The sequence below is a fragment of the Streptomyces sp. NBC_00986 genome, from assembly GCF_045162565.1.
Taxonomy (GTDB): Bacteria; Actinomycetota; Actinomycetes; order Streptomycetales; family Streptomycetaceae; genus Streptomyces.
The window spans coordinates 8,271,791-8,295,938 of sequence record NZ_CP108733.1; the positions used below are offsets into that span (position 1 = coordinate 8,271,791).

Annotated in this window: 22 protein-coding genes; 13 read left to right on the forward strand and 9 right to left on the reverse strand. The window is 71.5% G+C overall.

Annotation, left to right across the window (positions count from 1 at the left end; translation table 11 throughout):
• The first annotated feature begins 180 nt into the window (after positions 1-180).
• From OG504_RS37025 to OG504_RS37055, 7 genes are all read left to right on the forward strand, one after another.
• Complete coding sequence (locus tag OG504_RS37025) at positions 181-1,068, forward strand: hypothetical protein (RefSeq protein ID WP_405993695.1); 888 nt, start codon at positions 181-183, stop codon at positions 1,066-1,068.
• Between the two features lie 149 nt (positions 1,069-1,217).
• Positions 1,218-1,676 carry a hypothetical protein gene (locus OG504_RS37030; protein WP_405993696.1) on the forward strand — a complete coding sequence of 153 codons (459 nt, stop codon included), beginning with the start codon at positions 1,218-1,220 and terminating at the stop codon, positions 1,674-1,676.
• A gap of 312 nt (positions 1,677-1,988) precedes the next feature.
• A complete protein-coding gene (locus tag OG504_RS37035) occupies positions 1,989-3,881 on the forward strand; it encodes a helix-turn-helix domain-containing protein (RefSeq protein WP_405993697.1) in 1,893 nt (630 codons plus the stop codon).
• Between the two features lie 568 nt (positions 3,882-4,449).
• Positions 4,450-7,197 carry a nitrate- and nitrite sensing domain-containing protein gene (locus OG504_RS37040; protein ID WP_405993698.1) on the forward strand — a complete coding sequence of 916 codons (2,748 nt, stop codon included), beginning with the start codon at positions 4,450-4,452 and terminating at the stop codon, positions 7,195-7,197.
• The gene (locus OG504_RS37045; RefSeq protein WP_405993699.1) at positions 7,194-7,631 is read left to right on the forward strand and encodes a roadblock/LC7 domain-containing protein; all 438 of its coding nucleotides are present in this window, start codon (positions 7,194-7,196) and stop codon (positions 7,629-7,631) included. The genes OG504_RS37040 and OG504_RS37045 overlap by 4 nt, the downstream gene beginning before the upstream one ends.
• On the forward strand, positions 7,628-8,002 hold the full coding sequence (locus OG504_RS37050) for a DUF742 domain-containing protein (protein ID WP_405993700.1): 375 nt from the start codon (positions 7,628-7,630) through the stop codon (positions 8,000-8,002). Before OG504_RS37045 ends, OG504_RS37050 begins: the two co-directional genes overlap by 4 nt.
• On the forward strand, positions 7,983-8,600 hold the full coding sequence (locus tag OG504_RS37055; RefSeq protein ID WP_405993701.1) for a GTP-binding protein: 618 nt from the start codon (positions 7,983-7,985) through the stop codon (positions 8,598-8,600). Before OG504_RS37050 ends, OG504_RS37055 begins: the two co-directional genes overlap by 20 nt.
• 18 nt (positions 8,601-8,618) lie before the next feature.
• Here OG504_RS37055 and OG504_RS37060 read toward each other — a convergent pair whose 3' ends face one another.
• From OG504_RS37060 to OG504_RS37080, 5 genes are all read right to left on the reverse strand, one after another.
• A complete protein-coding gene (locus OG504_RS37060) occupies positions 8,619-9,266 on the reverse strand; it encodes a DUF4232 domain-containing protein (RefSeq protein ID WP_405993702.1) in 648 nt (215 codons plus the stop codon).
• A gap of 115 nt (positions 9,267-9,381) precedes the next feature.
• Entirely contained in the window at positions 9,382-10,260 is an 879-nt protein-coding gene (locus OG504_RS37065) for an NAD(P)-dependent oxidoreductase (protein ID WP_405993703.1), read from the reverse strand.
• 89 nt (positions 10,261-10,349) lie between these two features.
• The gene (locus OG504_RS37070) at positions 10,350-11,756 is read right to left on the reverse strand and encodes a DUF3616 domain-containing protein (protein ID WP_405993704.1); all 1,407 of its coding nucleotides are present in this window, start codon (positions 11,754-11,756) and stop codon (positions 10,350-10,352) included.
• Between the two features lie 37 nt (positions 11,757-11,793).
• Complete coding sequence (locus OG504_RS37075; protein ID WP_405993705.1) at positions 11,794-12,186, reverse strand: MazG-like family protein; 393 nt, start codon at positions 12,184-12,186, stop codon at positions 11,794-11,796.
• A 30-nt stretch (positions 12,187-12,216) separates the two neighbouring features.
• A complete protein-coding gene (locus OG504_RS37080) occupies positions 12,217-12,762 on the reverse strand; it encodes a DoxX family membrane protein (RefSeq protein WP_405993706.1) in 546 nt (181 codons plus the stop codon).
• 122 nt (positions 12,763-12,884) lie between these two features.
• Between OG504_RS37080 and OG504_RS37085 the strand changes: the two genes are divergently transcribed.
• Both OG504_RS37085 and OG504_RS37090 read left to right on the forward strand, forming a co-directional pair.
• Positions 12,885-13,211 (forward strand): nuclear transport factor 2 family protein, encoded by a 327-nt coding sequence (locus OG504_RS37085; RefSeq protein ID WP_405993707.1) that lies wholly within the window; start codon positions 12,885-12,887, stop codon positions 13,209-13,211.
• 88 nt (positions 13,212-13,299) lie between these two features.
• On the forward strand, positions 13,300-14,295 hold the full coding sequence (locus OG504_RS37090) for an aldo/keto reductase (protein WP_405993708.1): 996 nt from the start codon (positions 13,300-13,302) through the stop codon (positions 14,293-14,295).
• Positions 14,296-14,451: 156 nt separating this feature from the next.
• Here the strand turns inward: OG504_RS37090 and OG504_RS37095 are convergent, their stop codons facing one another.
• Positions 14,452-15,186 (reverse strand): ABC transporter ATP-binding protein, encoded by a 735-nt coding sequence (locus tag OG504_RS37095; protein WP_405993709.1) that lies wholly within the window; start codon positions 15,184-15,186, stop codon positions 14,452-14,454.
• Positions 15,187-15,338: 152 nt separating this feature from the next.
• On the reverse strand, positions 15,339-16,829 hold the full coding sequence (locus tag OG504_RS37100; protein ID WP_405993710.1) for an ABC transporter permease: 1,491 nt from the start codon (positions 16,827-16,829) through the stop codon (positions 15,339-15,341).
• Between the two features lie 274 nt (positions 16,830-17,103).
• Between OG504_RS37100 and OG504_RS37105 the strand changes: the two genes are divergently transcribed.
• Positions 17,104-18,282, forward strand: coding sequence for a D-alanyl-D-alanine carboxypeptidase family protein (locus tag OG504_RS37105; RefSeq protein ID WP_405993711.1), 1,179 nt, complete (start codon positions 17,104-17,106; stop codon positions 18,280-18,282).
• 242 nt (positions 18,283-18,524) lie between these two features.
• On the opposite strand, the gene OG504_RS37110 is transcribed toward OG504_RS37105, so the two are convergent.
• Positions 18,525-19,286, reverse strand: a complete 762-nt coding sequence (locus OG504_RS37110; protein WP_405993712.1) for an SDR family oxidoreductase — start codon at positions 19,284-19,286, stop codon at positions 18,525-18,527.
• A 16-nt stretch (positions 19,287-19,302) separates the two neighbouring features.
• Positions 19,303-20,301: a Gfo/Idh/MocA family protein gene (locus OG504_RS37115; protein WP_405993713.1), complete on the reverse strand. Its 999-nt coding sequence runs from the start codon at positions 20,299-20,301 to the stop codon at positions 19,303-19,305.
• 87 nt (positions 20,302-20,388) lie between these two features.
• Here OG504_RS37115 and OG504_RS37120 point away from each other — a divergent pair, with 87 nt between their 5' ends.
• From OG504_RS37120 to OG504_RS37130, 3 genes are all read left to right on the forward strand, one after another.
• Entirely contained in the window at positions 20,389-21,684 is a 1,296-nt protein-coding gene (locus OG504_RS37120) for a multidrug effflux MFS transporter (protein ID WP_405993714.1), read from the forward strand.
• On the forward strand, positions 21,636-22,808 hold the full coding sequence (locus OG504_RS37125) for a serine hydrolase domain-containing protein (RefSeq protein WP_405993715.1): 1,173 nt from the start codon (positions 21,636-21,638) through the stop codon (positions 22,806-22,808). The genes OG504_RS37120 and OG504_RS37125 overlap by 49 nt, the downstream gene beginning before the upstream one ends.
• A 272-nt stretch (positions 22,809-23,080) precedes the next feature.
• Positions 23,081-24,067, forward strand: a complete 987-nt coding sequence (locus tag OG504_RS37130) for a small ribosomal subunit Rsm22 family protein (protein ID WP_405993716.1) — start codon at positions 23,081-23,083, stop codon at positions 24,065-24,067.
• The last annotated feature ends 81 nt before the right edge of the window (positions 24,068-24,148 follow it).

Genomic DNA, 24,148 nt, shown 5'->3' on the forward strand with positions numbered 1-24,148 from the left:
CGGTTTTCGACGGTCGGCGATGCCCGTCGCGTGCAGGAAAGACGGTTCTTCGGCGGCCCTCGTATGAGCGCCGGAGTAAGAAAAAAACCTTGTGGTCCAGGGGCATACGGACGGGACCCGTGGGGCGTCAACGGCTCGAAAGCACCACGTCCGTTCGATCAGAGCCCCGGGAGCCGCCCCATGCACCGCTGGACCTTGGCCCTGCTGACCGCCGGTCTGCTGGCGACGACGGCCACCGGATGCGCGGGCACCACGACCACCCCCGGGGCGTCCGCCGACGGCACACCCCGGGCCGCGGGCAGCACGGCGGAGACGCTACGGCTCGCGGAGCAGCTCCTCATCAAGACGTGCATGGAGAAGGAGGGACACAAGTACTGGATCGAGCCGCCCAGCCCCGACGACGTCTCGGCCCGGTTCCCCTACGTCGTGGACGACCCGGCCTGGGCCACGGCCCACGGCTACGGCACCGACCTGCGGCGGCAGCGGGAGGCCGAGGTCCGGAGCGATCCCAACCAGCGGTACTTCCACTCCGTGCCGGCCGAGGCCAGGGCCGTCCTGGTCAGCGACCTCAACGGGGCGCGGCCGCAAGGACTTTCGGCCCGGCTCCCGAACGGCATACGGGTCACCCACAGCGACCAGGGCTGCCAGGCCACCGCCCAACGGCAGCTGTACGGCGATCTCCAGGCCTGGTTCCGGGCGACCCGGGTCGCCGACAGCCTGGCCGGCATGCGCGTCGGCCTCGTGACGGACGACGAGCGGTACAAGGCGGCCGTCAAACCCTGGGCGCGCTGTATGCGCGAACGGACCTACACCTACGCGGACCCCGCCCGGGCCCGCGCCGCGGCCACCCTGCCGGAGACTCCGTGGCCGCACGCCAAGGAGGTACGGCTGGCCTCGGCCGAGGCGGCCTGTGCCGTCTCCAGCGGCCTGTCGTCCGTGGCCGAGTCCCTGGACTCCGAGTACCGGGACCGGCTACGGCGGAGCCATCCCCGGGAGACGGCCGATCTCGCACGCCTCAAGCGCGAGGCGCTGCCCCGGGCCCGCGCGATCGTCGCACGCGGCGACTGAGCCCGGCCCGCCTCCCCTTCCTTCTCCTTTTCCTTCTCCTCCGCACACACAGACCACCACGGCCGTGGAGCCGTGGGCGCATCACCCCACCTTGGGCGTATCGCCCGACCGTGGGCGCATCACCCCACCACAACGAAACGAGGGAAACCATGTCCGTCAAGCGTCTCCTCACCGTCGCGGCCTCGGCCGCCGCCGTCGCCGCGCTCTTCTCCCCGGTCTCCAGCGCCAGCGCGCTGGACGCGGGTTCCCAGTCGACCGCGACCGCGCGGCTCGCCTCCGGCGACGGCTACCTCCACGTCTACACCCAGCCCTACGGCGGCGGCCGCGAGTGCAAGTGGTCCGGCAACTCCGACAACTGGGGCAGCTGCCGCAACCTGACCTCCGACATCTGGAACAACGGCTACGCGGGTGGCCTCGACGCCGTAGACCTGTACACCGCCCCCGGCGCCGGCGGCGCGCACGCCTGCATCAGCCAGGGCGACAGCTGGCCCGACACCACGACCGGCGAGTACCGCTTCACCTACGGCGCGGGCCTGGACCAGTTCGGCAAGAGCGTCAACAACAACATCTCCTCGCACCGCTGGGTGGACTACTGCAGCCAGGGCTGAGGACCCGACGGTCTCGCCCCGGTACGCCCGCGCACAGGTGTACCGGGGCGACCCGCGTCTGCGTGTGTGGGGCGCCCCGGTGGACGGGGGAAGCGAGTCGGCGGTGGCGTCGGGGTGATCCGGGGTCCGGAGCGCCCCCCGCGCGCCCCGGACCGTGGACCCCCCATTCCCCGTCGTCGTTCAGCTCTTCGGTGCCCCGTGGAACACGGAGGGATTGGCGCCGGATGTGCTGCGGTCGGATGCCCCCGGCATATCGACCGCAGCACGCGCCTCGGGTTCGTCCGAAGGCATGATCAGTGCGCCCGTTCCCCCATGGGGCGCGCCCCCGTGCCCGTAGGCTCCGGCACAGACAGCTTCCCCGGTCATCGGGCCGGTCCGGAGGGGTCGGGTGTTGCCAGCGGGTATTTGGCAACACCGTTCGGGCGGTGTGTTGTTGGGGGGACGGTCATCGAGTACGACGGATTCGGCGCCGAGTTACGCAGGCGCCGCATCGCGGCAGGCATGTCGCTGAGCGAGCTGGCGGGCAAGGTGTACTGCAGCCGCAGCTTCCTGAGCCGCGTGGAGAACGGGCGCCGCAGGGCGTCCCTGGAGTTGGCCCAGCTGTGCGACGAGGTGCTGGGTGCGAAGGGCGCGCTGGTCGGACTGGCGCCGTCGCCCGGTTCCGACGCCGTACCGAAGGCGGTCCGGGGCGGGGTGGGTGAGAAGGCGTCCGGGGCGGTCAAGTCGCCGGAGAGGGACGGGCGTTCGGCCGTCGCGCCGGACCGCGCCGAGTTCCGCCGGCTGCTGCGGCGCGGGGACCTCAGCCATACCGCGGGCGAGATGCGCGAGGCCGAACGGCACTACACCGCCGCCTACCACAGCGCCGAGGGCGACCCGCGCGCGCAGGCCGAGGCCGTGATCAGGATGGCGCGCCGCTGGTCCGACCCCGGGCAGGTCGACCGTGAGCTGCTCCAGTCGATCCGGGGCTGCCTGGCCGCGCTGGACGGCGACCGGAGCTCCGAGGCGGCGGGGCTGCGGCTGCGGCTCGAAGCGCACCTCGCGAAGAAGATGGCCCTGGCGGTCAGCCAGGACACCGCGGCGGGACTGGCGGGGCCCGCCGAGGGAGCGCGGCTCGCCGAGGAGACACTGCGCCGATTACCCGACGACGGCGACGACGAGGTGCGCTGCGAGGTCCTCACCGAGTGCCGCTGGGCGCGCTACGACTTCATGCCGGCCCCCGAGTCGCTGACCCTCTCCGAGCAACTGCGCGAGGCCGCGGCCCGGCAGGACTCGCCCTACTTCCGCGGTGAGGCCCTCATGGCCGTCGCCATCGACCAGCTCCGCAACGGCAGGATCTTCAGCGCCCTCGCCACCGCGAACCAGTACCGCAAACACGCCGCCGAGACCCAGAGCGCCCTCGCCCTGTGGCAGCGGCACACCCTCGACGCCCTCCTCGACCTGTGGCACGGCCGCTTCGACGCCGCCGCCGAGTGGATCTTCGTGGAGTCGCTGAAGTTCATCGAACTGCTCCGTGCCGACTACGCCGTCCCCGCGGACAACCTCACCCAGACCCGCCTCGGCCAGGCCTACTGGCTGCTGAGACAACAGGGCAGACTGGCCGAACTCTTCACCTCCGACCTCGCCGGCGACGTCGAGCGGCACGCCTACTTCCCGGTCTGGCGGGCCGGTCTGGCCCTCGCCCTGTGCGAGACCGGGCAGCACGCCGAGGGCGCGGACCTGTTCCTCGGCTGCGTCGCCGACGTCGACCGCTTCCCGCCGTCGGGCTGGGCCGTCCCCGCGCTGGTCCTGCTCGCGGAGGTCTGCGCGGCGCTGGACCTGGAGGGCGGATTCGAGGCCGAGTTGGCGCCGGTACTGCCCACGCTCCGCGCGCGCCTCGCCCCGCACGACGGCCAGCAGCTCGCCCTGGGCGGCTGGCCCTCGGTCCTCGTCGGCCCCACCGCCCGCGCCTGCGGCGTCCTCGCCCTCGCCGCGGGCGAACCGGAGACCGCCCTCGAACACTTCCGCCAGGCCGCGGTCCCGGCCCGCTCCTCCCAGCCCGAACTCGCCCGCCTCCGCCTGGCCCAGGCCCGCGCGGTACGGCGGGTGGGGGGCCCGGGGAGCGAACCGAACGCGGTGCGGTTGCTGCGGGAGGCGGCTCGGGGGGCGGAGACGTATGGGATGACTTGGTTGGGGGCGCAGTGCGAGGGGTTGTTGGGGCGGGGGTGAGTGTGGGGGAGCGGGGGCGTTTCGTACGGCGCCTGCCCAACGACCCCGGAGACCGATGGAGTTGATGTGCTTGGACCGTGTTCATGCTGTGAACTAGGTCACAGTCGCCTCTGCTTGGGGCCACTCGCCCCGCAGTCGAACTCCCGCCCCCCACGCCCCCCGAACCACCCTCTCCCCCTCGCCTCACCCTGGGTAGTCAGCCAAAACGTCTTTGTGGCCGTGGGGTTGGGGGCGAGGAGCCTCGGATTATCTACGCGCATAGTGTACTGAGCGGCCTAAACCTGTACGCCCGGCGTGTTCGTGGGGTCCCTTGACCCGGGTGGGATGGCTCGGTTTCATACCTAACCAACTGCGCGGGGGGCTCGGGCGCCCGTCGTGAAATCCGCAGGGTGTCCTTGGCGTTCCTGGCGTGCCGCGCCGTCAACTCCCCAGTGTGTGCAGGCGTGTTGACGTGTCTGCCGGCCCGTCCCGATACGTCGCGCGCCACCCCGGAAAGGAAAAAGCCGGTGTCGCAGTTCTTCACCGCAGCTCCCCTTCTCTGCCGTGCCGTCGGGTGCCGGTGGGCGAGGTGAGCCGGCATCGGGGTACGGCCGCACCGGCCGAGGCGGGAGCCGGAGGCGGGCGGGGGCGCAGTATCCGGGCCTCGCTCATCACGCTCGCGGTGGTGCCGGCGACGGCGATGGTCCTGCTGTGGGCCAGTGGTTCTTACGCGCTCTTCGACCAGTGGCACAACGCCAACAGCGTCGGGCAGGCGGCGAAGACCACGTACGCCCTGGTGCCGGCGGTCGGCGAATTCCAGAAGGAACGGCAGCTGACGGTCAGCCTGTTGGCCTCGCACGGCAGCCCCGCCGCTCTGGCGGCGCAGCGGCGCCGGACGGACGCCGTACTCGCCGGGTTCCGCAAGGCGGACGCCGCCTCCGCCGGAGCCGGATCGGCCCAGTACCAGGCCCAGTTGGCCACCGTACGGAAGCGGCTCACCGGGCTGACCACCGAACGGACCGCGGTCGACGACGGGAAGACCACCCGGCAGCAGGCCTACACCGTCTATTCCGACGCCGTGTCCTCGGCGCTGAACCTCTTCGGGATGCTCAGCACCGACAGCGGCGACGCGGCCACCGCAGCCGACGCCAGTCACGCGCTGGCGTTCCTGCGCGGCGCTGAGGCGCTCTCGCAGGAGGAGGCGATCCTCAACGGGGTCGCCGCGTCACGGAAGTTGAGCGTCCAGGAGCGGTCGGCGCTGGCCGCCGCCCAGGCCGTCCGGGTCTCCGTGCTGTCCAACGAAGTGGAGCCGTATCTGCCCGCCGACTTGGGTGCCCAGCTGGGCAAGACCATGGGCGGCCAGGACTGGACCGCCATGACGGCCTTCGAGGAGACCGTCGCCTCGGCGTCCGCCGCGCACGACGGCACGATCGGCGTGCCCGCCGTCCCGGCCGCCCGCGCCGCCGCCCCGGGACGCGTGTCCGGCGCGGTGCAGGCCGTGGAGGGCCAGTTCCTGGTCAAGGTCACCCAGGACTCCGCGCACCGGACCCACCAGGTGCTGGTCAAGGCGATGCTCGGCAGCGCGCTGGCGTTCGTGGCCGTACTCGCCGTGGGCCTGCTGTCCTGGCGCATCACGCGGTCCCTCATCGGCCGGATGTCCGGGCTGCGCGCGGCGACGCTCGAACTGGCCGAGGAGAAGCTGCCCGAACTGATCACCCGGCTGCGCACCCAGGGCAAACGCGCCGAACTCGACGACCTGCCCGAACTCGACTACGGCACCGACGAGTTGGGCAAGGTCGCGGAGGCGTTCAACAGCGCCCAGCGCACCGCCGTGAGCGTCGCGCTGGAGCAGGCCGCGCTGCGGGAGGGGGCACGGCTGGTCTTCCACAACATGTCCCGCCGTATCCAGCTCCTCGTGCACCGCCAGCTCACGGTGATCGACTCCATGGAACGCAAGGAGCAGGACCCTCAACTCCTCTCCGATCTCTACCGTGTCGACCACCTCGCCACCCGGATGCGGCGCAACGCGGAGAGCCTGACCGTGCTGTCCGGCGCGTCCCCCCGGCGCCGCTGGAAGCAGGCGGTGCCGCTCGCGGATCTGCTGCGCAGCGCGGTCTCCGAGATCGAGGGGTACACCCGGGTCGTGGTCGAACCCCTCCCGCCCATCGCGGTGTTGGGCCCCGCCGTCGGCGACACGATCCACCTCATGGCCGAACTCATCGAGAACGGCGTGACGTTCTCGCCCCCGCACACCGAAGTACGGGTCCGCGCACTGCCGGTGGCGCAGGGCTACGCCGTCGAGGTGGAGGACCGGGGACTCGGTCTGACGGCGGACGAGTACGCGGCGGCCAACGAACTCCTGCACCACCCCAAGGACTTCAGCTTCACCACCCTCGGCGAGGACCCCCGCCTCGGCCTCTTCACCGTCGGCCACCTCGCCCAGCGCCACGGCATCACAGCCAGCCTGCAAGCGTCCTCGTACGGCGGCTCGCTGGCCGTCGTCGTCCTCCCGCACGCCCTCACGGAGTCGGCGGCGGACGCGGTGCCGCCGACGCTGGACGCGCGGGCGGAGCGGCATCTGGCGTCGGTCGCGGGGGCGTTTTCGGAGCCGGGGACCGGTTCCGGGACGGGTTCGGCGACGGGTTCAGGGGCGGGCTCGGGCGGTGGTTCGGGCATGGGCATGGGCGCAGGTATGGCCATGGGCTCGGCCGGCGGTACGGCCACCGGGCCGGTCACCGGTGCGGGGCGCGCCGGGGTGACGGCCGGCGGTATGCCGATGCGCACCCGTACGCGAACCGCGCCCCAAGCCCAGCCCGCGTCGGGTCCGGCGGCACCGAGTGCGGAGGCGGCGGCCCCCGCTTCGCCCCGCGGGGCCGTGCCCTTCCCGCACCCCCGCACCTCCGGCGCGTCCGGTTCTCCCAAGGACCCCCGCCCGGCCGCCCCTCCCGCAGGCCCCCGCACCGGCGGTTCCGGCACCAGCCGGCTCCCGCGCCGCGTGCGACAGGCCCATCTCGCACCGCAGTTGAGAGCGCGGCCGGACGAGGCGAACGGCGAGCACGGGGCCGGGCGGGAGGCCGAGCGGCGGCCCGAGCAGGCCCGGTCGATGCTGGCCGCGTTGCGGGACGGGACCCGTAGGGCCCGCGAGCAGGAGGACGTGCCCGCGCCCGCCTGGCCCTCGTCGCTGCGCGGAGACGCGGCCTGGCCGAAGTCGTCGCGGGGCGACGCCCCCCGCCCCGGGCCCCCGCAAGCGGAAGCCCCCGCGCCCACCTGGAACACGGCCCCGTCCGAGCGCCGTCAGTTGCCCACCCGTCCCCGTCCGACAAGGAACACCCCATGACTGCGCCCAACACCACGCACGGCGGACTGGCCTGGCTGCTGGACAACCTGATCGAGCGGATCCCCGAAACCCTGCACGCCATCGTCCTGTCCGAGGACGGGCTCCTCGTCGGCTCCTCCGAACGGCTCGCGCAGGACGACGCCGAGCAACTCGCCGCCATTTCCTCGGGAGTTCACTCGCTCGCGCTGGGCACCAGCCGGCACTTCGGCGGCGGGCGCGTGCAGCAGACCGTCATCGAGATGGACGACCTCTTCCTCTTCGTCACCACCGCCGGCGGCGGCGCCCGCCTCGCCGTCCTCGCCACCTCGCAGGTTGACGTCGGCAACGTCGGCTACGAGATGACCATGGTCGTACGGCAGGTGGGGCAGTTCCTCAGCGCGCCACCGCGGTTCCCGGAGTACAGCGGCGCGCCCTTCGTGGGTGAGCATGAATGAGACATTGGTCCGAGGAAGACCCGTGGGAGGACGAAGACCCCGCGCTGCTCGTCCGCCCGTACACGGTGACCGGCGGCCGCACCCCGACCTTCCACTCCGGTATCGAACTGATCACCCTGATCAGCACCGTCCGGCCGCCGACCCGCGCCCAGCGCCTCCAGCCCGAACAGAACAGGCTGCTCGCGCTGTGCCGTACGCCCACCGCGCTGGTGGAGGTCGCCGCCCGGCTCGATCAACCCGTCGCGGTCATACGGGTGTTGCTCGATGACCTCCTGGACAACGAACTCGTCTCCGTCTCCCCGCCCGCCGCGGCCGGTACCCCCGACGCCCGTTTCCTCCAGGCAGTGATCGATGGCATACGCAGAATCTGACCGCCGCGCCACCACCGTCGCGCCCAACGCCGCCACCGCCAAGATCCTCGTCGCGGGCGGCTTCGGCGTCGGCAAGACCACCCTCGTCGGCGCGATCAGCGAGACCACGCCGCTGCGCACCGAGGAGCTCATCACCGAGGCCAGCGTCGGTGTCGACAACCTCGCCGGGGTGGAGCAGAAGACCACCACGACGGTCGCCATGGACTTCGGCCGGATCACGCTCAGTTCGGCCCTCGTGGTCTACCTCTTCGGGGCGCCCGGGCAGGACCGCTTCTGGTTCATGTGGGACGACCTGTCGCGCGGCGCGCTCGGCGCGGTCGTCCTCGCCGACACCCGCCGCCTGGAGAACTGCTTCCCCTCCGTCGACTTCTTCGAGCACCGCGGCATCCCCTTCGCCGTGGGCGTCAACTGCTTCAACGGCGTCTGCGAGGAGGACCCCGAGGAGATCCGCGCCGCCCTCGACCTCGCCCCCGACATCCCCCTCGTCCTGTGCGACGCCCGCGACAAGGAGTCGGTGAAGACGGTCCTGCTCGCCCTCCTCGAACACGTCATGCGGGGGCTGGCGGCGGAGGCGTCGGGCGACCGCCAGCCGGTGTGACTGGCTACAGCCGTACGGTCATGAAGGCTTCGTCGCCGACACGGCCGTCGCGGTCAACGTGCCGTCGCACTCCGCGAACTGCCCGTCGTCCAGGGCGACTTGGTGCGCCCCGGCACCCGGCAGGCCGATCACCATCGTCGGGTAGAGGACGGGCGCCGAACCGGACTTGCAGTAACCGTCGCCCTCACCCTGCACCTGCACGAAGGTCAGCTTCAGCCAGGCCTGACCACCGGGGGTGAGCTTCACGGGGGAGGCGGTACCGACGGGCGTGACCTGGAGGGGGACGTTGAGCTCCGGCGAACCGTTCGCCGCACCGGCGACGGTGGGGTGCCCCTGGAGGACGCAGGCCCTGCCGCCGGTGTTGGTGAACTGGACGATCGCCGCCCCGGTCCCGGTACCGACGGGTCGGTCGGCGGCCTGATAGGCGCTCGCCTTCAGGGCCGTTGCCGCGCAGGTCTTGACCGCGTTTCCGGTGGAGCCGGTCGATCCCGTGGACCCGGACGTTCCCGTGGACCCGGAGGAGATGGGGGAGGCCGTCGCGGCCGGCGCGTCCGACGAGCCGTCGGCCCCGCTCTCTGCGTCGCCCGGCTGGCACGCCGTCATCACCATCGCCGCCGACAGCGCGGCCACCGCCATCACGGCCCTACGGATGCTGTTGTTCTCCATGACGTCCCCCGAACTGGTTGTGCACGGGCCGGACTTCGCCGGCGCTCGCGGAGGGAGACAGGTCCGCCGCACCCGGGGTTCCGGCCGTGCACCATCTGTGACGTAACGGTGACGCTCAGTCGAAGCTGGCGAAATAGGCCGCCGCCATGTCCTCGTCCCCGTGCCCTTGCGCCGCCGCCCGCGCGAACCGTTCCGCGCCCGCCGCGGCCACGTCCAGCCGTACGCCGTTCGCCGCGCCCGCCTGCACGATCAGGCGGGCGTCCTTCTCCGCCGTGGTGACCGCGAAACTCGCCGGGGTCAGCTGGTCGTTGAGGATGGCGGCCGACTTGGCGTGCAGGTAGCCCATGTCGAGCGGGCCGCCGGCGATGAGGTCGAGGAAGCTCTGGGGGTTCACGTCCAGGGCCTTGGACAGGGCCAGGGCCTCGCCCGCGGCGTTCGTCACCGCCAGGACCCAGCTGTTGGCGACCAGCTTCAGCCGGGTCGCCGTCGCCGCCGCGCCGTCCTCGCCCACCCACATCGTGCGGACGCCGACCGCGTCGAAGACCGGGGTGACCGTCGCGCGGCCGGACTCCGGTCCCGCTGCCAGGACCGTGAGTTGACCGGCCTCGGCGGGCTGGCGGGTGCCGAGGACGGGGGCGTCGTAGAAGACGAGCTCGTGCCGGTTCGCGAACTCGGCCAGTTCGCCGACCGATTCGAGGCTCGACGTCGTCGACTGGACCCACGCCGCGCCGGGGCGCAGGACGGGTGCGGCCTCGCGCATCACATCGAGGACGGCGTCGCCGTCGTAGAGCATCGTGAGGATGACGTCCGCGTCGCGCACGGCCTCCGCCACCGTGTCACGGACGTGCGCGCCGTCGGCGGACAGGGGGGCGGCCTTGGCGCGGGTGCGGTTCCAGGCGTGCACGGTGTGACCGGCGCGGGCGAGGTTGCGGGCCATCGCGGCGCCCATGATGCCGGTGCCCAGGACGCCTACGGTGAGCTTCTCGGTGGTCATGACTCGGCTTTCGTCCTCGACGGTGTTGTCGAGGACCAGGGTGCCAGGGTGACGCGCGCCCGGCCTCCCGGCGGGGCGCGCGGCGCCCGTCAGCCCGTGACCGTGAACCACGTCGAGCGGGACTTCTGCCACTCCTCGTGGGTGAGGTCCTTCGCCTCGGTGCCGTCTCCGTACAGGTCGGCCGCGCCGTCGTCGGTGATCAGCTGGGCGCGGGCGCCCGCGGCCGTCAGGTCCGGTACGTCCACGACCGCCTCCCAGGCGCCGGGGTCGGTCGTCGGCAGGTCGCGCAGCTTGACCGGCCTGTCGGCGGCGTTGCCGGTCCAGGAGTAGAGGGCGTACGGGTCGGAGTTGTCGTCGGCGGCCCAGGAACCGGCGACGATCAGGTACTGGTTCGCCGCGTTCTTGCGGATGTCGCGCACCGAGAGCCCGCCGAGGTCCAGCTCGATCGGCGTGCCGAAGGTCGCCGCCGTGCCGTTCGCCACCACCTTGTCGATGTTGGTGACTGGGACCAGGAGCGCCTTGCCGCCTTCCACCGCCGGGGCGAGCGGCGCCCGGAAACCGAGATACGCCGTGGTCGTGGAGCCCGGCGCGAACTCAAGGCCCTCCACGTTGAACCCGTTGATCTCCTTGGGGATTTGGCCGTCCGCCGTGCCCGCCGCGAAGCCGTACCGGTTCCCGTTCGCCTTGTCCCACGCCACCAGGTTGTCGCGGAGCTTGCCGTACGAACTGCCGTAGGACAGCGTCGTGTTGGCGCCGGTGCCGGTCACCTTCGTGGTGAAGACCGTGTTGCGGGCCGACTTGTACTCGCCGTCCTTGTTGTTGCCGAGCGAGCCGGTCCAGTAGATCGTGTCGCCGACGCGGGCCGCGCCCTCGATGTCGATCTCCTTGTCGACGTCGATGTCGTCGCTGAAGTCCCAGGTCCTGACCGGCGCGCCGGAGGCCGAACGGTCGTACAGGCGCAGGACGTTGGACTCGTCATCCGCTACGACGACGTAGCCGCCGCCCACGTCGACCGCGGCGGAGGCGTCGCTGGAGCCGGTGAAGTAGCGGGTGTCGGCGGGCTGTTGGGCGGCTGCGGAGGCCGCGTAGTGCAGGGTCTTCGTGGCCGTCTTGCCGCCGAGGCCGGTGACCTTCACCGTCAGGTCGGTGTAGCCCTGCGCGGCCGCCGCGACGGCGAGTTGGCGGGTGGCACCGCTGCCGGAGACGGTCACCGCGCTCGTCGGCGCCACGGACGTCTTGCTGCTCTTGCTGGCCGCGACCGTCAACGCGCCGACGTCCGCACCGCTCTGGGCGACCGTCACCTGGACCGTCGGATCACCGACCGCGCCCACCGCACCTGAAAGGTAGGTGGCCGACAGGGAGATGGTCGGGGTGCCGTAACTCGCCGCGTGCGCCTGGCTGTTCAGACCCAGGTTCAGGCTCAGGGCGGCGAGGGCGAGGCAGCTGCCCGCCACGGCGACCGTCCTGCGCCCGCTGGTGAAAACGTAGTCCTGCACTGGGACCCCTTCGTCGGCTCGGTGTCGACGAGAAGGTTCAGCGGACTTCACCAACTCCGCGGGCTGTGGGCAGGTCCTGAGGGTGAACAACGGCGGACGGGCCGAGGGAGCGCTCCATCACCCGGGCCAGGTGACGGGTGAAGACCTCCTGCGTGTCGGGGGTCAGCATGCGCAACGCCACCAGCGCGGTGATCACGACGTCGCACAGTTCCGCCTGCACGTCGTCCCAGGTGTGGGTGACGCCCTTGCGCTGGTTCTGGCCGGTCGCTCCGATCACCGCCTCGGCGACCTCACCGACCTCCTCGGACAGTTTCAGCATGCCCAGGAGCAGGCCCTCGCGGCCGCCGACGGGTTGGCCGGCCTCCACCCAGGTGCACAAGTCGTCGATACCGGACCAGAGTTCGGGGGATCGGTCGTTCTGCTCGCTCATGGGCCCAGCCTGCCATCACCGACCCACTGGTCACTCGTCGAACAACGTCTCCTGCCCGAACTCCGCCGCCTCCCGCACCCGTCTGTTCCGCAGGCCCACCACCACGGCCGTGGCCGCCCCCGTCACCGCGAGCGCCGCCGGGACCATCCAGCCCCGGTTCACCGCGTGCCCGAGCGCGTGGTCCAGGGAGAGGCGGCCCGGGCCCGTGACCGCGAGGCCGGCCGCGGTCAGGGCGAGGGAGGCCGCGTACTCGTAGCCGCCGGCCGCCGCGAAGAAGCCGTTGGGCGCGTGCACGGCGGCCGCTCCCGCCATCGCACCGGCCGCCGCCGCGCCCGCCGCCGGGGTCGCCAGACCCAGCGCGAGCAGCGCGCCGCCGCCCGCCTCGGAGAGGCCTGCCAGCACGGCGCTCTGCTTGCCGGGGGAGTACCCCATCGCCTCCATGGCCGCGCCGGTGCCCTCGATCCCGCCCCCGCCGAACCAGCCGAACAGCTTCTGCGCGCCGTGCGCCGCCAGCACGCCTCCGGTACCCAGCCGGAGCAGCAGCAGGCCCAGATCTTCTCGGTCGTAACAGGTCACGGTGACTCCCTGAACAGGCGGCGGGGACGGTCCCTCCACCGTCGCACCCCGGGTGCCCGGCGGGCGGATTCGCGCGGCCGTTCGGGTGGCGGGGTCCCGCGAACGGTGTGAGTCTGACCGGCATGACGATTCAGCCAGCCAAACTCAGCGATCCGGCCGTCCGGGCGTTCGTCAGCGCCGTCAACGCCCATGACCGGGACGCCTTCCTGGCGCTGCTCGCGCCGGACGCGACGATGGCGGACGACGGCACCGACCGTGACCTCACCGACTGGATCGACCGGGAGATCTTCTCCTCCCACGGCCACATGGAGGTCGACCGCGAGTCCGACGGCGGCCGCTCCCTCGTCGCCGGCTACTCCAACGACACCTGGGGCGAGATGCGCACCTCGTGGCGTTTCACGGTCGGCGACGACGGCAGGATCGCCCGCTTCGAGACGGGCCAGGCCTGACCGACGTAGAAAGCCCCGTAGAAAACCGCCGTGGAAAGCCGAAAAGCTCTTGCCCTGAAGTGCGCTCCAACTCCTACTGTCCACAGGCATGGAGACGAAGTCGAACATCAGGACCCTCGGACGCAGTGGCATCGACGTGAGCGCTCTCGGCTTCGGCTGCTGGGCGATCGGCGGTGAGTGGCAGGACGCGAGCGGGCAGCCGCTCGGCTGGGGCAAGGTCGACGACGAGGAGTCCGTACGGGCGGTCCGGCGTGCCCTCGATCTGGGCGTGACGTTCTTCGACACCGCCGACACCTACGGCGCGGGGCACAGCGAACGCGTCCTCGGCCGTGCGCTGGGCAAGCGCCGCGATGACGTCGTCCTCGCCACCAAGTGGGGCAACGTCTTCGACGAGGAGACCCGCACCCTCACCGGCTCCGACGACTCCCCGGAGTACGCCCGCCGCGCGCTCACCGCATCGCTGAAGCGACTCGACACCGACCACATCGACCTGTACCAACTCCACCTGTCCGACGCCGGCTTGGAGCGCGCCGCCCAACTCCGTGACCAGTGCGAGGAGTTCGTACGGGAGGGCCTGATCCGCGCCTACGCCTGGAGCACCGACGACCCCGCCCGCGCCGCCGTGTTCGCCGAGGGGGAGCACTGCGCGGCCGTGCAGCACGCGGCGAACGTGTTGCAGGACGCCCCCGAAATGTTCGCCCTGTGCGAGGAGTTGGGCCTGGCCAGCATCAACCGCAGCCCTCTCGCGATGGGCCTGCTCACCGGAAAGCAGGCGCCGGGACGGGAGTTGGAGGCCGGCGACATCCGCAACACGCCCCCGGCCTGGATGCAGGGCTTCAAGCAGGGCGCGGGCGCCGACGAGGACTACGTGGCCCGCGTGGACGCCCTGCGTGAGATCCTCACCTCCGACGGCCGCACCCCCGCCCAGGGCGCCCTCGCCTGGCTCTGGGCCCGCAGCCCCCGCACCGTCCCGATCCCGGGCTTCCGCTCGGTCACCCAGGCGGAGCAGAACGCGGGCGCCATCGCGAAGGGGCCGCTCACCGCTGAGCAGTTGGCGGAGGTCGACCAGGTGCTCGGACGGTGAGCGGCCCGACGGGACCGCGATGCTGTGGGCGGGTCCGGCGCGGCCGGGGCACCCCATCCGAAAAAGTGTGACACTTCTGGCGAAAGTGTCACACTTTCTCAACCAGGGTCCCGGCTGACGGGCGCGACAACCCGGCCCGGTTGTCGCGGGCCCGGCTCAGTAACCCTGGTTGCCGTGTTCCGCGTACTGCTGCTGAGGGGTGAACTGGCCGCCCCGGCCCTGCTCGGTGAGGGTGATCTGGCCGGCCTTGATGGTCGCCAGGCGCGGTGCGCGGCGGGCGATCGACGAGTCGTGGGTGACCATGACGAAGGTCAGCCCGTACTCGTGCCAGAGGCCTTCGAGCAGGCCCATGATGTCGTCGCGGGTGCCCTCGTCGAGGTTGCCGGTGGGCTCGTCGGCGAGGAGGACCTTCGGCTTCTTCACCAGCGCGCGGGCGATCGCGACGCGCTGCTGCTGGCCGCCGGAGAGTTCGGACGGGGCGTGCTTGAGGCGGTCGCCGAGGCCCACCGAGGTCAGTGCCTCGGCCGCCCGCTCGCGGCGCTCGGCCGGCTTGACGCCGAGCGGGACGAGGGCCGTCTCGACGTTCTCCTGCGCGGTGAGCGTCGGGATGAGGTTGAAGGACTGGAAGATGATGCCGATCTTCTCGGCCCGCAGCCGGGTCAGCTTGGCCTCGCTGATGGTGGCGAGGTTGACGCCGTCCAGCTCGACACTGCCCTCGGAGGGCCGGTCCAGGCCGCCGATCATCTGCAGCAGCGTCGACTTGCCGCCGCCGGTGGGGCCCTGGATGACGAGCTGGTCGCCGTCCTCGATCGTGAGGTCGACGCCCCGCAGCGCCTCGACCGTCTCCTTGCCCCGCGAGTAGCGCTTGGTCACGCCGGTGAGCTTGTACATGGGATCTCCGTCGATACGTCTGTGAAGAAGAAGAGGGTCGGGGCGCCGCCGCCCGGGGGGAACGGTGGCGGCGCCCCGGTTCAGGGGTGCGGCACGGTCGGCGTCGGCGGCGTCACGAGCCACGTCCGCCGGACCACGCCACCGCGGCCGCGCTACGACACGCTGCGCAGCGCGTCCGCCGGACGCATCCGGGAGGCGCGCCAGCCGCCCATCGCGCCGGCGATCAGTCCGCCGGTGACGGCCAGGCCCACCGCGAGGGCGATCGTGGTCAGCGAGACCGGCGCGTTCAGCGCGATCTCCAGGGTGTTGGAGGTGGCCTGCTGGCCGGGACCGCCCTGGCCGCCGCCACCGGGGCCGCCGCCCATGCCGCCGCCACCGCCGGTGGAGGTGGAGCCGAGCTGCGCGGTCAGCTTGGGGCTGATCGCGGTGACCGTGTAGGCCGCCAGGAGGCCCAGCGCGATACCGAGACCGCCGCCGATCAGGCCGTTGACCATGGACTCGCCGACGACCTGCCGGGTCACCTTGCGGCTCGGCCAGCCGAGCGCCTTCAGCGTGCCGAACTCACGCACCCGGCGCGAGACCGCCGACGAGGTGAGCAGCGCGGCGACGAGGAACGCGGCGATCAGCACCGCGATCGACAGCCACTTGCCCACGCTGGTCGCGAGGTTGGAGGCGGTGGACAGCGAACCGGAGACCGTGGACGCGAGGTCGGCGGAGGTGGTGACCGTCGTACCCGAGATGTTCTTCTGGATCGTCGTCTTGACGGCCGAGATCTGCTTCGAGTCGGTCGCCTTGACGTAGATCGTGGTGACCTTGTTCTTCGAGTCGCCCAGCGTCTGCGCCTGCTTCAGCGGCACGTACACGTCGATCGTGGACTCGCTGCTGTTGGGCGTCGCGATACCGATGACCGTGAACTTGGTGCCGGAGATCGAGAAGGTCGAACCGACCTTGTACTTCTTCGACTTGGCGTACGACTTGCTGACGACCGCGACCTTCGCGTCGGTCTGCGCGGTCGTGAACGTCTTGCCGGTGGTGATCTTCGAGGTAGACAGCGGGCCGAGCGTCTGGTCGGTGACGTCGATACCCGCGACCGAGTACGAGTTCACGTTGAAGTTGGCGCCGCCGCCCTGCACCTGCGGTGCACCGGTGCTGCTGGTTCCGCCACCGCCGCCGGGGCCGCCCTGCTGCGAGGAACCCGAAGAGCCGGACGTGGTGGAGGACTTGGCCTTGCCCTGGGTGAAGGAGCCGTCGACCTTGGTGACGTTCAGGGTGAGCGCGCCGACCGCGGCGGACACGCCCTTCTGCGAGCCGACCTTGGTGACCAGGGAGGACGCGAGGGCCTGACCACCCTGCGTGTTCACCCGGTCCGAGCTCTGCGAGCTGCTGCTGGAGGAGGTGGCGCCGAACTTGAAGCTGGGACCCTGCGAGCTGCCGGCCTTGGGGGCCGACTGCGCCTTGGTCACGGTCATGTCGGTTCCGAGACCGTAAAGAGACTTGAGGACCTTGTCCTGAGCCTGATTCATGCCGGCCGACACCGAGTTGACGGTGATGACCAGCGCGATACCGAGCGCCAGACCCATCGCGATGACCAGGGCCGCCTTCTTGCGACGGCTCAGCTCGCGCTTGAGATAGATGCCAAACATCCCATTCCCCAAAGGTTCTTGGCGCCCGCTGTGGGCGCGGCCACAAGCTATGGAGGAACCTTTGAGTCGACCTGAGTAAAGGATGTGTCTGGCCTGAGAAAAAGAGGCCCGAAATCAGAATTGCGTCAGACAGCTCATTCCTAAGCTGCCGAGGGCTTCCTGCCAGGAAACCCCTGTTCAATGGCTTGCTGACATGGGCCGCCGATCATCCTTTCGACGCCCCGCGACGGACCCCGCCGTGCACGCCCGCGCCCTCATTTTGTACGGTCCCGGGATGCGCGATTCCTCTCGGCTCACCCGGCGTGCCGCTCTCGGCCTGACCGCCGCCGCTCTTCCCCTGGCGGCGGCCGCACCCGCGTCCGCGGCGACCGCGATAGGCGGTGAGCGACTGGCCCGCGCCGGAATCCAGGTCGGCGATGCCTCCACGCTGCCCAAGAAGCTCACCGCCCGCGCGTGGCTGGTCGCCGACCACAGGACGGGCGAGGTGCTCGCCTCGTACCGCGCGCACCAGCGGCTCGCGCCCGCGTCCACGCTGAAGATGCTGTTCGCCGACACCGTGCTGGGGAAGTTCGAGCGGACCCGCACCTACCGGGTCACCGACGCCGACCTCGCCGACGTCCCCTCCGGCTCCAGCCTCGTCGGTGTGAAGCCCGGAATCCTGTACAGCGTCCACCAGTTGTGGCAGGGCGTCTTCCTGCGCTCCGGCAACGACGCCGTGCACGTGCTGGCCCACATGAACGGCGGGATCGCGGCGACGGTCGCCGAGATGCAGGCCAAGGCGAAGGACCTCCAGGCCCTGGACACGCACGTGGTGAGCCCGGACGGCTTCGACCACCCCGGGCAGGTCTCGTCGGCGTACGACCTCACGCTCTTCGCCCGGCACGGGCTGCACGACGACGACTTCAGCGCGTACTGCTCGACCCGGGTCGCGAACTTCCCGGCCGGTGGCAAGAAGACCTTCCAGATCCAGAACACCGACCGCCTGCTCAGCGGTGCCTACGGCCTGCACCCGTACCCGGGCATCATCGGCGTGAAGAACGGCTACACCAGCCACGCCGGCAACACCTTCACCGGCGCCGCCACCCGCGACGGCCGCACCCTCCTCGTCACCGTGATGCACCCCGCGAACGGCGGCAACGAGGTCTACAAGGAGACCGCCGCGCTCCTCGACTGGGGCTTCGGCAAAGGGAGTTCGGCCCAGGCGGTGGGCACGCTGGTCGAGCCGCTGAGCGAGGGCGGGGCGGTCGCGAGCCCGACACCGTCGGGGAAGGGTGCCAAGGGGGCGCCGGGCGCCTCCGGAGCCGCCGCGTCCTCGTCGGACGGCTCCTCGCCCTGGCCGATGCTGGGCGGTGCGGCGGGGGCGGTCGCGGTGCTCACGGGCGGCGCGTTCGCGCTGCGCCGGCGGCGGGCGGCCGTAGCGGCGGCCAAGTCCCGGGAACTCGACGGGAGTTGATGTGACGCGACAGCCGCTCCACGGTCCGGTGCGTAACCCGCGGTCCCACGCGGGCTCCACCCCCACCCGGGCCGTGGAACGACTGTCGCCTCTCCCCCCTCGGATTGGCCTGCGGAACGCAAGGTTCCGACAGTGCGGAAGCCTTGTGCTCCAAGTGTGAAGCTTTGATGGAGAGAGTTGAGCATAAGTCAGCAACCGACCGCAATGGTACGGACGGTCAAATTCCGCTTGTGCAACTTGTCCTAGCCGCGCCCGACATACGGCATCGCGGTCGCCAGCACCGTCGCGAACTGCACGTTCGCCCCCAACGGCAGCTCCGCCATGTGCCGCACGGTGCGCGCCACATCGGCGACATCCATCACCGGTTCCGGGGTGACCACCCCGTTGGCCTGCAACGCACCGGTCTCCATCCGGGCCGTCATCTCGGTCGCCGCGTTCCCGATGTCGATCTGCCCGACCGCGATCGAGTACGGCCGCCCGTCCAGCGACAGCGACTTGGTGAGCCCCGTCAACGCGTGCTTGGTCGCGGTGTAGGCAACGGAGTGCGGCCGAGGCGTATGGGCGGAAATAGACCCGTTGTTGATGATCCGCCCGCCCTGCGGCACCTGCTCCTTCATCCGCCGGTAGGCAGCCTGCGCACACAGGAACGCCCCGTTGAGGTTGGTGTCCACCACATGCCGCCAAGCGTCGTACGACAACTCCTCGACCGGCACCCCACCGGGCCCGAAGGTCCCCGCGTTGTTGAACAGCAGATCCACCCGCCCGAACCGCTCCACGACGGCGTCGAACAGCCCGTCCACGTCCTCCGGCCGCGCCACATCCGTTGCTACGGCGAGGGAGGCGCCCTCGGGTACCAGCGCGGCCGTCTCCTCAAGCGGTTCGGTGCGGCGGCCGGCCAGCGCCAACGACCAGCCCGCGCGCAACAGTTCCACGGCGACCGCGCGCCCGATGCCGGATCCGGCGCCGGTCACCACGGCGATCTTCGATGCGTGCTCAGCGTTCATGGCCGCAGCCTACGAGTCACCCCTCCTGCGGGTACCGCACCCCGATCCGCTCCCGCACCGCGTCCAGCGTCCGCATCACCGCGAGGGTGCCCTCCAGCGGCACCAACGGCGACTCGGTCTCCCCGGCCCGCACCGCCCGCATCACCTCGGACGCCTCGTGCCGCAACGTGTTGCGCGGCCCGTCCGCCGGGTCGAGCACGAACTCCTCGGGGTCGCGCCCGTCCCGGTGCAGCACGAACCGCTCCGGGTGGAAGAAGCCGTCCGGGATGTCGATCCGCCCCAGCGAACCGGTCACCGACGCCGAGGTCCCCGTACCGCCGACGATCGAACAGTGCAGCGCGGCCAGCGCCCCGCTGTCCCAGGAGAACAGGGCCGCGGTCTGGAGGTCGGCACCCTCGGGGGAGAGCACGGCCGAAGCCTTGATGTCGGCGGGCTCACCGAGCAGCAGATGCGCGAACGACACCGGGTACACCCCGAGGTCCAGCAGCGCGCCGCCGCCCTGTGCCGGATCGCGCAGCCGGTGCGCGGGCGGGAAGGGCCCGGCGAGCCCGAAGTCGGCCTGGACGGTGCGGACTTCACCGATGGCCCCGTCGTCGACGAGGGACTTCAACCGCCGTACGAGCGGATTGCAGTACATCCACATGGCCTCCATCAGGAAGCCGCCGCGCTCGCCCGCCAGCGCGACCAGTTCGACGGCCTCGCGGGAGTTCAGGGTGAAGGCCTTCTCGACGAGCACGTTCCGCCCGGCCTCCAGGCAGAGACCGGCCGCCGCGCGGTGCGCCGAGTGCGGGGTGGCGACGTAGACGACATCGATGTCCGCGTCGTTCGCCAGCGCGTCCCAGCCGCCGTAGGCCCGCTCGATCCCGAACCGTTCCGCGAAGGCCTTCGCCGAGGCCTCCGTCCGCGAAGCCACCGCGACCACCTCGGCGTCCGGCAGATCGACCAGGTCCGCCGTGAACGCGGCGGCGATCCCACCGGTGGCCAGGATCCCCCAGCGCACCCTCTGTTCCGTCATCGCGGCCCCACCCTCGCTCACCAGACCCTCGGCACCCTGTACGACCTGAGAGCATAGGTGGCGGATCACTCGGAGAGGGAGGGGCACATGCCCGAGCAGGGGGCGCAGACGCCGGCCGTGCCGCAGTCCGCCGTACCGTCGTCACCGTCATCGCTGAAGTCGACCCGTCGCGCGGGCCTCTTCATGATCCTCGTCCTCGGCGGCCTCACGGCGACCCCGCCGCTGTCGATGGACATGTACCTCCCCGCGCTCCCGGCGGTCACCCGCTCCCTGCACGCCCCCGCCGCGACCGTCCAACTCACGCTCACCGCCTGCCTGGCGGGCATGGCGCTGGGCCAGCTGGCGGTGGGCCCGATGAGCGACAAGTGGGGCCGCAGACGCCCGCTGCTGACCGGCCTCGCGGTCTACGTCGTGGCGACGGCCCTGTGCGCGATCGCGCCGAACGTCGAATCCCTGGTCGCCTTCCGACTGGTCCAGGGCCTGGCGGGCGCGGCCGGAATAGTGATCGCGAGGGCGGTCGTACGCGACCTGTACGACGGTGTGGCGATGGCCCGCTTCTTCTCCACCCTGATGCTGGTCTCCGGGGTGGCCCCGATCGTCGCGCCGCTGGTGGGCGGCCAGATCCTGCGGGTCACGGACTGGCGGGGCGTGTTCGTGGTCCTGACGTTCGTCGGGACGGCGCTCGCGGTCCTCGTCTGGACCCGCCTCCCCGAGACCCTCGCCCCGGCGGACCGCCACGCGGGCGGCACGGCGGAGGCCCTGCGCGGCATGCGCGCCCTCCTGTCCGACCTCCCCTTCACGGGCTACATGCTCACCGGCGGCTTCTCCTTCGCGGCGTTGTTCGCGTACATCTCGGCGTCCCCCTTCGTCGTCCAGGAGATCTACGGCGCGACCCCGCAGACCTTCAGCCTCCTCTTCGGCATCAACTCGGTAGGCCTGGTGGCAGTGGGCCAGATCAACGGAAAACTGCTGGTGGGCAGGGTCTCGATGGACAAGGTCCTGGGCGCGGGACTGGCGGTGGTGCTGCTGGCGGCGACGGCGCTGCTGCTGATGGCGACGGGAGCGTTCGGGGAGGTGGGCCTGGTTCCGGTGGCGGCGGGGCTCTTCGTCCTGATGTCGGCGATGGGCGTGACGCTTCCGAACGCCCAGACCCTGGCGTTGATGCGCACGCGCCACTCGGCGGGTTCGGCGTCCGCGCTGTTGGGCACGTCATCCTTCCTGATAGGTGCGATCGCCTCCCCGTTGGTCGGCATCGCGGGCGAGCACACCGCCGTCCCGATGGCGGTCGTCCAACTGGTGGCCGCACTGGTGGCGGTGGCCTGCTTCGTGGGAATGTGCCGTCCTTGGAACACACGTACGACCGCGGAGGGAGTGGGGAGCTGAGCGCCCCGAGACTGCGCAACGACACCCCGGAACGGGCCGGCCTCGACCCCGAGGAGCTCCGCCACCTGGTCCGGCAGGTCCACGACCTCACCACCGGCGACCGCCCCTGGGCGGCGGGCACCGTCGTGGTCGCCGGCCGCGGCCCGGTGATCGCCGTGGAGGAGGCGGCGGGCTGGGCCGTACGGTATGCGGCCTACGACCCGGAGACCGACCGGGGCGTCGAATTGCCGCCGGCGTCCCGCGTCCCGACCACGGTGGACACCCCCTTCGACCTGGCTTCCGTGACCAAGCTGTTCACGGCGGTGGCGGCGATGCAGCAGATCGAGCGGGGCACGCTGGGCATCGACGCGAGGGTGGGCGCGTACTTGCCGGACTTCCGGGCCGCGGCCCGCCACGGCATCACAGTCCGCCAACTCCTCACGCACACCTCGGGTCTGCGCCCCGAACTCCCGCTCTACGACTGTGTCGACGACGCCGAACGCCTGTCGATGCTCCGAACAGAGGCGCCGGTGGGGGAGCCGGGCGAGTACGTCTACTCCGACCTGAACCTCCTCCTGCTCCAGTTCGTCCTGGAACGCATCAGCGGCCGCACGCTGGACGTTCTCATCCACGACGGCATCACCCGCCCGCTGGGGATGACGTCTACGGACTTCGGCCCGTGCCCGGGCGCGGCGGCGACGGAGGACCAGCGCCGCCCGTGGGCCAAGGCGGACCGGGGGATGCTGCGGGGGGTCGTCCACGACGAGAACGCGTGGGCGTTGGGTGGCGTGGCCGGCCACGCGGGCCTCTTCTCGACGGGCCGAGACCTGGCGATCTTCTGCCGCACGTTGCTGGCGGGGGGTTCCTACGGCCCCGCCCGCATCCTGGGATCCGACTTCGTGGAGCTGCTGCTGACCCCGCCGGGGCTGGGCTTCGGGGTCGATCAGGCGTGGTTCATGGGGGAGTTGGCGGGGCGGGGGGCGGTGGGGCACACGGGGTTCACGGGGACGTCGGTGGTGCTGGACCCGGCTACGGACACGTTTTTGGTGTTGCTGGCGAACACGGTGCATCCGCGGAGACGGGGGGCGGACAGTGGGCCTCGGGCGGCTGCGGGGACGAGGGTGGCTCGGGCGGTCAGGGGGTGACGGGGTGCCGGTTGTGGTGTGTGGTGCGGCCCGGTGGGGGCTGGTCGCGCCCCGCGGCGGAGCCGCTGATGTCACAGCCCCGCGCCCCTTCGGTAGCGGGGCTGTGTTTGAGGGGTGTGCGGGGGGCTCGTCGAGTTGCCGGGTGGGTCGGGGTTGTGAGCCGAGCCTTTCAATGCCCCGCCATGGGCGGTGGGTGGGCATAGGCCTCGGGGGTCTGGGGGCGGAGCCCCCAGGGACCTCGGCTGGAACCCCGGGGCACTTAGAATCGGCGGGTGAACGACCCCGCGGCTCCCGCCGAAACCCTGCGTACCGCTCTGGCCCGCCTGCTCGACGGGCTTCCGCCCAGGCAGGCCGCCGGTGCTGTGGACCGGCTGATCGCCAGCTACCGGGGGGTCACCCCGACCGACGCCCCGATCCTGCGGGACCGTGCGGACGTGGCGGCCTACGCGGCGTACCGGATGCCGGCGACCTTCGAAGCCGTACGTTCCGCGCTGGACGCCTTCGCGGACGCCGTACCCGACTGGGCCCCGCAGGGACACGTGGATGTCGGTGGCGGGACCGGCGCAGCCACCTGGGCCGTAGCCGCCACCTGGGACGGTGATCGCCCGGTGACAGTCCTCGACTGGGCCGAGCCCGCGCTCGCCCTGGGTAAGGAGATCGCCGCCACCAACCCGGCGCTGAGCCAGGTCAGTTGGCAACGCGCACGCATCGGATCCGCGCTCACCCTCGACCCCACCGACCTCGTCACCGTCTCCTACGTCCTCAACGAACTCACCGCCCCCGACCGCACCGCCCTCGTCGACGCCGCCGCATCCGCAGCCCAGGCAGTCGTGATCGTCGAAGCCGGCACCCCCGCCGGTTACGCCCGCGTCATCGAGGCCCGGGACCAGCTCATCGCCGCCGGTTTCCACATCGCCGCCCCCTGCCCCCACAGCGCCGCCTGCCCGATCACCCCCGGCGAGGACTGGTGCCACTTCTCGGCACGGGTCAGCCGTTCCTCCCTGCACCGCCAGGTCAAGGGCGGCTCCCTGCCGTACGAGGACGAGAAGTTCAGCTACGTGGCCGCCGCCCGCTTCCCCGTCGAACCCGCCCCCGCCCGCGTCGTACGCCGCCCGCAGATCCGCAAGGGCCAGGTACTCCTCGACCTCTGCGAGACCGACGAACAGCTGCGCCGCACGATGGTCACCAAACGCCACGGCGAGCTGTACAAGGCGGCCCGGGACGTGAGCTGGGGAGACCCCTGGCCGGAAAAAGCGTGACACTTACGCCGAAAGTGTCACACGTGTGTCTCGTCCCACCCACCCCGGATACGAGGTCCCGCCTCTCAAGGCGCAGGATGG

Excerpts from the sequence above, each read along its gene's own strand:
- OG504_RS37025 (WP_405993695.1), top strand. The coding sequence starts at position 181 with ATGCACCGCTGGACCTTGGCCCTGCTGACCGCCGGTCTGCTGGCGACG.
- OG504_RS37030 (WP_405993696.1), top strand. The coding sequence starts at position 1,218 with ATGTCCGTCAAGCGTCTCCTCACCGTCGCGGCCTCGGCCGCCGCCGTC.
- OG504_RS37035 (WP_405993697.1), top strand. The coding sequence starts at position 1,989 with ATGGGGCGCGCCCCCGTGCCCGTAGGCTCCGGCACAGACAGCTTCCCC.
- OG504_RS37045 (WP_405993699.1), top strand. The coding sequence starts at position 7,194 with ATGACTGCGCCCAACACCACGCACGGCGGACTGGCCTGGCTGCTGGAC.
- OG504_RS37050 (WP_405993700.1), top strand. The coding sequence starts at position 7,628 with ATGAGACATTGGTCCGAGGAAGACCCGTGGGAGGACGAAGACCCCGCG.
- OG504_RS37055 (WP_405993701.1), top strand. The coding sequence starts at position 7,983 with ATGGCATACGCAGAATCTGACCGCCGCGCCACCACCGTCGCGCCCAAC.
- OG504_RS37060 (WP_405993702.1), bottom strand. The coding sequence starts at position 9,266 with ATGGAGAACAACAGCATCCGTAGGGCCGTGATGGCGGTGGCCGCGCTG.
- OG504_RS37065 (WP_405993703.1), bottom strand. The coding sequence starts at position 10,260 with ATGACCACCGAGAAGCTCACCGTAGGCGTCCTGGGCACCGGCATCATG.
- OG504_RS37075 (WP_405993705.1), bottom strand. The coding sequence starts at position 12,186 with ATGAGCGAGCAGAACGACCGATCCCCCGAACTCTGGTCCGGTATCGAC.
- OG504_RS37085 (WP_405993707.1), top strand. The coding sequence starts at position 12,885 with ATGACGATTCAGCCAGCCAAACTCAGCGATCCGGCCGTCCGGGCGTTC.
- OG504_RS37090 (WP_405993708.1), top strand. The coding sequence starts at position 13,300 with ATGGAGACGAAGTCGAACATCAGGACCCTCGGACGCAGTGGCATCGAC.
- OG504_RS37095 (WP_405993709.1), bottom strand. The coding sequence starts at position 15,186 with ATGTACAAGCTCACCGGCGTGACCAAGCGCTACTCGCGGGGCAAGGAG.
- OG504_RS37100 (WP_405993710.1), bottom strand. The coding sequence starts at position 16,829 with ATGTTTGGCATCTATCTCAAGCGCGAGCTGAGCCGTCGCAAGAAGGCG.
- OG504_RS37105 (WP_405993711.1), top strand. The coding sequence starts at position 17,104 with ATGCGCGATTCCTCTCGGCTCACCCGGCGTGCCGCTCTCGGCCTGACC.
- OG504_RS37110 (WP_405993712.1), bottom strand. The coding sequence starts at position 19,286 with ATGAACGCTGAGCACGCATCGAAGATCGCCGTGGTGACCGGCGCCGGA.
- OG504_RS37115 (WP_405993713.1), bottom strand. The coding sequence starts at position 20,301 with ATGACGGAACAGAGGGTGCGCTGGGGGATCCTGGCCACCGGTGGGATC.
- OG504_RS37120 (WP_405993714.1), top strand. The coding sequence starts at position 20,389 with ATGCCCGAGCAGGGGGCGCAGACGCCGGCCGTGCCGCAGTCCGCCGTA.